General features: G+C 70.7%; 4 protein-coding genes. 1 reads left to right on the forward strand and 3 read right to left on the reverse strand.

Going from position 1 to position 2,199, the window contains the following annotated elements:
* The coding region (dgt, locus tag Q0R13_RS10690; RefSeq protein ID WP_293903602.1) for a dGTP triphosphohydrolase at positions 1 to 419 on the reverse strand (419 nt) is incomplete at its 3' end.
* Between the two features lie 82 nt (positions 420 to 501).
* Between dgt and erpA the strand changes: the two genes are divergently transcribed.
* Positions 502 to 834, forward strand: coding sequence for an iron-sulfur cluster insertion protein ErpA (gene erpA / locus Q0R13_RS10695; protein ID WP_293903605.1), 333 nt, complete (start codon positions 502 to 504; stop codon positions 832 to 834).
* Here erpA and Q0R13_RS10700 read toward each other — a convergent pair.
* Both Q0R13_RS10700 and Q0R13_RS10705 read right to left on the reverse strand, forming a co-directional pair.
* Positions 826 to 1,563, reverse strand: coding sequence for a hypothetical protein (locus Q0R13_RS10700; RefSeq protein ID WP_293903608.1), 738 nt, complete (start codon positions 1,561 to 1,563; stop codon positions 826 to 828). The two genes, erpA and Q0R13_RS10700, sit on opposite strands and share 9 nt — an antisense overlap.
* Before the next feature lie 53 nt (positions 1,564 to 1,616).
* A partial coding sequence (locus Q0R13_RS10705; protein ID WP_293903611.1) for a glutathione S-transferase family protein occupies positions 1,617 to 2,199 on the reverse strand: 583 nt, incomplete at its 5' end.

The following is a 2,199-nucleotide window of genomic DNA, read 5'->3' on the forward strand; positions in this document are numbered from 1 at the left end:
GTCACCACCCGGAAGGTCTGGACGTTGTGGTCGAAGCCGCCGAAGCCCTGCATCTGCACCTGCAGCTCGTCCTCGCCGGCGTGGCCGAACGGCGGGTGGCCCAGGTCGTGGGCCAGGGCGATGGTCTCGGCCAGATCGGGGTCCAGGCCGAGCGCCGTGGCCAGCGACCGGGCGATCTGGGCCACTTCCAGCGAGTGGGTCAGCCGGGTGCGGAAGTGGTCGCCCTCGTGGGCCACGAACACCTGGGTCTTTTCCTTAAGCCTCCGGAAGGCGGTGGAGTGGATGATGCGGTCGCGATCGCGGGCGAAGTCGGTCCGCGTGCGGCTGTGCGGCTCGGGAACCTTGCGGCCTCGCGACGCGGCGGGGTCTTCGGCGAACAGGGCGCGGCCCGAGACGGAAGGCGGATTACTTGAAGCCATTTGACCGATCTAAGTCATGGCCCCTTGGTCGAAGCCGCTCAGGCCCTCATATAGGCCAGCGAGGACATTCGTCTAACACGCCATGACCACGACAGACCTGACCCTCTCGCCGTCCGCGGCCCAGCGTATCCAGGCGATCGGCGCCAAGGAAGGCCGCGCCGTGATGCTGCGCGTGGCGGTGGAGGGCGGCGGCTGCTCGGGTTTCCAGTACCAGTTCGACCTGGTCGACGAGATCCAGCCCGACGACCTGAAGGTCGAGTGCGATGGTTCGGCGGCTCTGGTGGACGTGATCTCCCTGGCCCTGCTCAAAGGCTCGGTGATCGACTATGTCGACGAACTGGCCGGGGCGGAGTTCCGCATCCGCAACCCCAATGCCAAGTCCAGCTGCGGCTGCGGCGTCAGCTTCTCAATTTAGCTTCAGCGGGGGCGGCTGGCCCTTGGCTTCGGTGATCTGGAAGCCCTTCGGCGGCGCGAACACGCCTGGCCGCTCCGGTTGCTCGCCGCGATAGTCGTCGTAGCGCAGCACCAGCACCGGCCGGCCCTGGCGGATGTAGCTGATCATCAATGGCGCGCCGCGCCGGTCGTCCATCAGGATCGCCAGACTGTGGTCGCCGAGGGTCACGGCGTGCAGCCCGGCCACGGTGGTTCCCCACGGCACGAAGCGCTGGGCGCGTGGCGCGTAGGCGGCGACGAAGGCCCCCTCGCAGCCGAACTCCAGGGTCCGGAACGGGGCCGGCGTGTCCAGCGACGGCGGTAGGATCGGCGCGCGCACCTCCAGCTCCGGGCCGGGGTCGGTGGAGTGCTGGCCCGAGCGCGTGGACTGGTCCAGCACCCAGATGTCCGGCTCGGCGACGATGAACACCCCCTGGCTGCCGCTGGCCGGGTCGGGCTGTTCCTCGCTGCGCAGGTATTTCGCGCCCTGCCGCCAGAGGGTCCGGGGCTGGGCGGCGCGGTCGGCGGCCGCCAGGCCCGGCGTGACATTGCGCACCACGGCGCGGAACAGGCCGGTCGGCGCGCACCCGCCGGCGGCCGGCGCCGTCTGGGGCGGTATCCCGATGACCGGCGGCGGCTGGGCGTGCGCAGACGCCGCCGCCAGCAGCGCCGCAAGGGCCGCACCGATCGCTGCGTGCTTCAAAGCCGGCATCCACACTCCTGGCGCCAACCGCTCACGAGCCGCCACCGGGGTCAACCCAGCCCTTAGCCTGGCTCCTCCGGGAACATGTGCAGGTAGGGCCGGGCTTCCTCCAGCACACGCGCGAACGACGGGCGTGCGAGGAGCCTCTCGAAATAGGCCGCCACGTTCGGATGCCCCGGATCGAAGGGCTCGACCCGCTGGGCGTAGTAGAGCCCCGGCGCTGCGGCGCAGTCGGCCAGGGTGAACGCCTCACCCGCAGCCCACACGCGCCCGGCCATGTGCGCCTCGATCAGCGCATAGGCTGTCCGCAGGTCGGCGCGGGCCTGGTCGGTCCCCATCCGGTCGCGCTGGTCCGACGGCCGCCGGCGGTCGCCGACGATCTTCTGCATGTTGCTGGATACATAGAGGTCGAAGACGCGGTCCCAGAGGCGCACCTCCAGTTCGCCCGCCCCGCCGCGCGGCAGCAGGCCGCCGGCGGCGGGGTGCGTGCGGGCCAGATGGTCGATCACCAGGGTCGACTCCCAGACCACGACCCCGCCGTCATCGATCGCCGGCATCTTGCCGAACGGCGAGATCGTCCGGTAGCGCGCCGCCGCCTCAGGGTCGCCGAGATCGACGAGCTCGAAGTCGAACGGGATCGCGGCC

Origin of the sequence: Phenylobacterium sp. (genome assembly GCF_025351295.1) — a bacterium.
In the GTDB taxonomy this organism is placed as follows: Bacteria; Pseudomonadota; Alphaproteobacteria; order Caulobacterales; family Caulobacteraceae; genus Phenylobacterium.

Coding starts and splice junctions, on each gene's coding strand:
- erpA (WP_293903605.1), top strand. CDS start 502: ATGACCACGACAGACCTGACCCTCTCGCCGTCCGCGGCCCAGCGTATC.
- Q0R13_RS10700 (WP_293903608.1), bottom strand. CDS start 1,563: ATGCCGGCTTTGAAGCACGCAGCGATCGGTGCGGCCCTTGCGGCGCTG.